The following is a 4,599-nucleotide window of genomic DNA, read 5'->3' as shown; positions in this document are numbered from 1 at the left end:
ATCTGATGTCTGCATCGCCAAAATTTACGCCCAAACCGTCAGGCAGGCAACTGCAGCCCAGTTAACGTGACAACACCGCTCAAATCGATCCAGCAGCTCTGCTACATTGCCACCGGCCACTACATGCTTCGACATCCTCTCGCCACTGCCCGGCGACAACGAAGTGATCAACCAAGTCGATCGGCTCAGTTCCAATGCCACAAAAATTGCGCCAAGATCAGTGCGGACAGCGGTCGGATGAATGGATGCGGGTTCCATAAATTGCTCCTCCTGAGCGAGTGTTTTGATGCAACCTCACTCTGCCAGAGCGACGGCCGCTGTTCACTCCTCATGGGATCTAAAGCCGAAGAGGTGGATATTCACCCGCCCCCATTCCTCGTTTGCAACCCCGACCAGCCTCTCGGAATGGGGGCTGAACGTCAGCATCTGTCGCATCTCTATTTTGCTGGGAACGTCGCAACTTTAACTTGCTAAAACAAGTCATTGACTTTTTTGGCTATTTCTACAGTATCTCGCTTAGGTCAGAGAGCCAACCACTCCTCACATCGCGCCTTTGCTCAATTTCCGCCATACCCATGGTTCGACAAAAGTTCCTTGCCAGATGCCTGCCTTTCGGCTTTTGGCTTCTGACTGAGCGCTAGAATAAGCGCCCTTTGAATACATTGGCCAATCGAGAGCATGCCCGTTCCGGACGAGCCATGTCGCTAGGTCCTGACCGAAGGTATTCACGCACGATGCTACAATGCGATTATACTTATCGACATCCCGTTGAGCACAGATAATGGGTTGAGCCTCATCGAGATAGCTGGCCAGCTTCATCGAACTGATTTGTCCACAGCGATACTCACTGCCGGATGCATTTTTACATGTCTGCGCACCCTCTGGCGCGTCAACACCCCAAATTCGGATGCGTTGGCCATGTATCTCGATAGTATCGGCATCGATAACAGATGCGCGTCCCGCAATCGATCCGCTGGGTTTCGCAGGCTTTGTCACTGTCTTGGCGTCGGATGGTGCGTAAAATGAAGACGAGGGAGTTTCCCTGACCTTCGCACCGCCGAGTTCATATGTGCACAGTGCTTCTGACGGTGGAGAACCACAGTTCTGTGCTAGATTTCGATAGCTAGCGCAACGTCCCGTGGCATGAATACGCCAGCCGGGGCCGCCCTTGCAGCCGCAGCCACGGCATTGACCTGAAATCTGTATAACCGGTCGCGTTACCTGTTCTGCGGGTGGCTGCCAACTCATGACAGATACCGCCAAAATCAACCCCAACATTCCCATGCCCCATAAATCAGTTATTCGTTCGGATCAGTTCCCGCATAGCCAACCCGGATTGCCTTAGCTATTTCAGTGACCGCCCTCACCGCTTCGTCGGCGGCTCACCAGCTTCGGCTGCATCATTTTGTCAGATCAGAAATCCCGTGAGTAACGGCGGTTTAACAGTCCAGATCGCAGTCAAGGTATATGCCAGATTGCTTCAGCCCCATCATTTGAAGTCCCTCCAATCAGAGACTGACCATAAACGATTTTCGAAACGAAGATTGGAGAAATTATCACCCGCCGGATTGCAGTCAATCCTTGTGCCGTTTGGTCTCGTGTCATCGACGTTTTCATGAGTATGTGGCTCATTTCCACTTACTAGCTAAGATTCTGCTGGGCAGCTTTTCTCAATAATTTTTTTGTTTTTGCGCCCGACATGCGGGTACGTTTCGCCGCACCCCTAAAGAAGTATATCATTTGCATGTTTTCGTGCGGACGTATAGATGCATATTAGATACATGATTTTATTATGTAATGCGCATTCCGGCGACCTTACCGTCGAAATGCACAACAGGGCCGGACAATGATCGGGCCATTTGACATGCATTTGATACGGAGACACACATGTCGCAGACACTGAAGGAAAGCGCGGTTGCTATCGTCAAGGCTACCGTTCCCGCGCTCAATTCCCATGGGCTTGATATTGTTCATGAAATGTATTCGCGCATGTTCCAGAATCCTGAGATCAGGGACCTGTTCAACCAGTCTCATCATGGTGACGCCTCATCGCAGCCCAGAGCACTGGCGGGGGCCATTCTTGCATATGCCGGCAATATCGACAATCTCGGTGCGCTGGCTCCGGCAGTGGAGCGGATCGCACAAAAGCATGTCGGCCTTCAGATCCTGCCGGAACACTACCCGCATGTGGGCGAGGCCCTGCTGGGTGCGATCAAAGCTGTTCTGGGCGACGCTGCAACGGATGAAGTTCTGGAAGCCTGGGGAGAAGCTTATTGGTTCCTGGCGAACATACTGATGGCGCGGGAAAATCGTATCTATGACGAGCAGAAAGTCGCCGATGGCGGTTGGAATGGTTGGCGGGATTTTCGTATCGAAGAAATTATTCGTGAGAGCAGCACTATATCGTCGTTCGTTCTCCGCCCCGTGGATGGCGGGCCGGTCATGGAGCACAAGGCGGGGCAATATCTGACTTTCTGGTTTGAAATCGACAATCAGGCGCCGATCAAGCGGAACTACTCCATTTCCAGCGCAACCAACGGCAAGACCTACCGCATTTCGGTCAAGAAGGAGCCGGGTGGTGCAGCCTCGAGCTGGCTTCACGATCAGGCAAGTGTTGGTACCGTCATCAAGGTGGCAGCGCCATCAGGTGAATTCTTCCTCAACGAACAGCCAACCCGCCCGGTTGTCCTGTTATCTGGCGGCGTGGGGCTTACGCCAATGGTCGCTATGCTCGAAACCATTGCCGATCAACATCCGGCACTTCCAACGCAATATATTCACGGCACACATAACCGTGAGACCCACGCGATGCGCGATCATGTACGTGCGCTTGCGGCTAAAGGCAGCGATATTCGTGTGAGCGATTTTCATCAGACGCCACTTGCCGGTGAAAATGCGGGCGATGATTACGATTACGCGGGACTGATAACCGATGAATGGCTCATCAACCACACGCCAGTGACAAACGCCGACTACTATATTTGTGGACCGCGACTGTTTATGCGTGCCGCCGTGTCAGCGCTCTCGCTTGCTGGTGTACCTTCCGAGCGAATTCACTATGAATTTTTCGGACCTGCCGACGAACTTCTGGCAGCGTGAGGTCGCCCTCGAACGTTGTGCGACGACACAATATGGAACGGGTGAAAGCCCGTTCCCCGGGCTAATCCACCAGGTCAAAGCCCAGCGGCGGCTTGCGTTCAGTTAATCGGCGCATGACTATCTTGTCCGTCAGCAGGTCTTCAACCGTATAGCTATCGAAGACACGAAGCATCGCTTCAACCCCCTGAGCGAGCACGCCTGTGAGGCCGCAAGCGGGTGAAAGTGCGCATCCCGGGCAATCTGCCATTTGATGAAGCCCTTCTTCAGTATGTCGGACAACGGCGCCGACCGATATCATCTTCGCAGCACGCGCCAGACGTAGGCCTCCGCTTCGGCCGCGAACAGTTTCAATGAAACCGCCGCTCACAAGACCATTGACGACTTTCATCAAATGGTTGTGGGAAATCGAATATGCGTTTGCAATTTCTCCAATCGAGCACAGGCGATCCTCGTAAAGTGCCAGATGGATTAAGACGCGAAGCGAAAAGTCCGTATAAAGCGTCAAGCGCATATGATTTTTTCAGTGCCTTTCGTTCGCGTAAGACGTGAGAGGAATATGAGCTGTCGCGTATTATACAGGATACCGCCAGACATCTCATGTTTGGCGTGGATATAATAGCCGTCTTTGGCGGCTTTCCTATCAGTTTATGCCGGGCATGTTAAGCAGAACTCAGCAAGGCTCTCATTGAGTCTTACAAAGGTGCGCCAGTTATCAAAAGCGTGGCAAAACGGGTTCTGTCCCAAATTGTTCAGGGAGCTAAAGGCGGCCTTATCTCTGGAAAGGGCACATCGTCACTCATTGCGGGATAACGTTGCAAGACATTGCGATGGTGTCCCGTTACGATATCGCCGTCTGGTCCTGCAAGTTCTTTGAGCCTTTGAAGCCCTCGATGATGAGCATTCACAAAGTCTAGGTCACGTCCTATGATCTGGACTGCCAGACTCCGACAAGAACCTTTTTAGATTTAATCCGGCGACTAAAATGTACGGTGGAATGGCAAGTGAATAGTGACCACAGTTTAATTGCAAAACATTCGGATTTACACCGGACTTATTGAGACTATCCAACAGAGAAATTGACAATTCTGGCAGTACAACCTTGTCTCTTTTTGCTAGAACAATCTGAATATCCAATGCGGGTCGCGCGAGACTGTAGACATAGTTTCCCAGATCGAGCGGCGCCCAGGCCCTGTGGAGATGAAACAAGTCTATCGTAGGCTCAAGGCTCTCGCGTATGGCGCGCGTTGCGCGCCCGGTCCAGACCATATCTGCAAGACTTCCGGCTGTGAGAAACAGGGAGGCTTTCTTAACATTGGTATCATGGGCCGCTACCAATCCTGCGACCCACGAACCGAGGCTCAATCCGAGTACCGAGATCTCTCGATACCCATCGCTTATGAGCCAGCTGATGAGCTTCTGTGGAGTTGTCACGTTAAGTTTCTCTGGCCGGAAAGGCCAGGGGCTCGTAGATATTCAGGCGAAACAGGCCGCAATTTTCCA

The 4,599-nt window shown here is 52.2% G+C and carries 3 protein-coding genes and 2 pseudogenes; 1 reads left to right on the top strand and 4 read right to left on the bottom strand.

Annotated features, from left to right (window positions below):
- Positions 1–75: 75 nt before the first annotated feature.
- Positions 76–258: pseudogene (locus FG152_RS26975) on the bottom strand (IS110 family transposase); the annotation flags it as partial.
- A gap of 282 nt (positions 259–540) precedes the next feature.
- Positions 541–1,248: a thermonuclease family protein gene (locus tag FG152_RS26970; RefSeq protein ID WP_374789038.1), complete on the bottom strand. Its 708-nt coding sequence runs from the start codon at positions 1,246–1,248 to the stop codon at positions 541–543.
- A gap of 639 nt (positions 1,249–1,887) precedes the next feature.
- On the opposite strand from FG152_RS26970, the gene hmpA reads away from it, so the two are divergent.
- Positions 1,888–3,099, top strand: coding sequence for an NO-inducible flavohemoprotein (hmpA, locus tag FG152_RS26965; RefSeq protein WP_498989428.1), 1,212 nt, complete (start codon positions 1,888–1,890; stop codon positions 3,097–3,099).
- 61 nt (positions 3,100–3,160) lie between these two features.
- On the opposite strand, the gene FG152_RS26960 is transcribed toward hmpA, so the two are convergent.
- Both FG152_RS26960 and FG152_RS26955 read right to left on the bottom strand, forming a co-directional pair.
- Positions 3,161–3,610, bottom strand: a complete 450-nt coding sequence (locus FG152_RS26960) for an Rrf2 family transcriptional regulator (RefSeq protein WP_498989425.1) — start codon at positions 3,608–3,610, stop codon at positions 3,161–3,163.
- Positions 3,611–4,014: 404 nt separating this feature from the next.
- A pseudogene (locus FG152_RS26955) lies at positions 4,015–4,518 on the bottom strand (RcgR family putative quorum lactone hydrolase); the annotation flags it as partial.
- Positions 4,519–4,599 lie beyond the last annotated feature (81 nt).

Origin of the sequence: Ochrobactrum sp. XJ1, assembly GCF_024701725.1 — a bacterium.
Lineage (GTDB): Bacteria > Pseudomonadota > Alphaproteobacteria > Rhizobiales > Rhizobiaceae > Brucella > Brucella anthropi.
This window is presented reverse-complemented; position numbering and strand designations above follow the sequence as displayed.

What these genes read in the sequence shown, in the direction of transcription:
- FG152_RS26970 (WP_374789038.1), bottom strand. Translation starts at nt 1,248, where the DNA reads ATGAGTTGGCAGCCACCCGCAGAACAGGTAACGCGACCGGTTATACAG.
- FG152_RS26960 (WP_498989425.1), bottom strand. Translation starts at nt 3,610, where the DNA reads ATGCGCTTGACGCTTTATACGGACTTTTCGCTTCGCGTCTTAATCCAT.
- hmpA (WP_498989428.1), top strand. Translation starts at nt 1,888, where the DNA reads ATGTCGCAGACACTGAAGGAAAGCGCGGTTGCTATCGTCAAGGCTACC.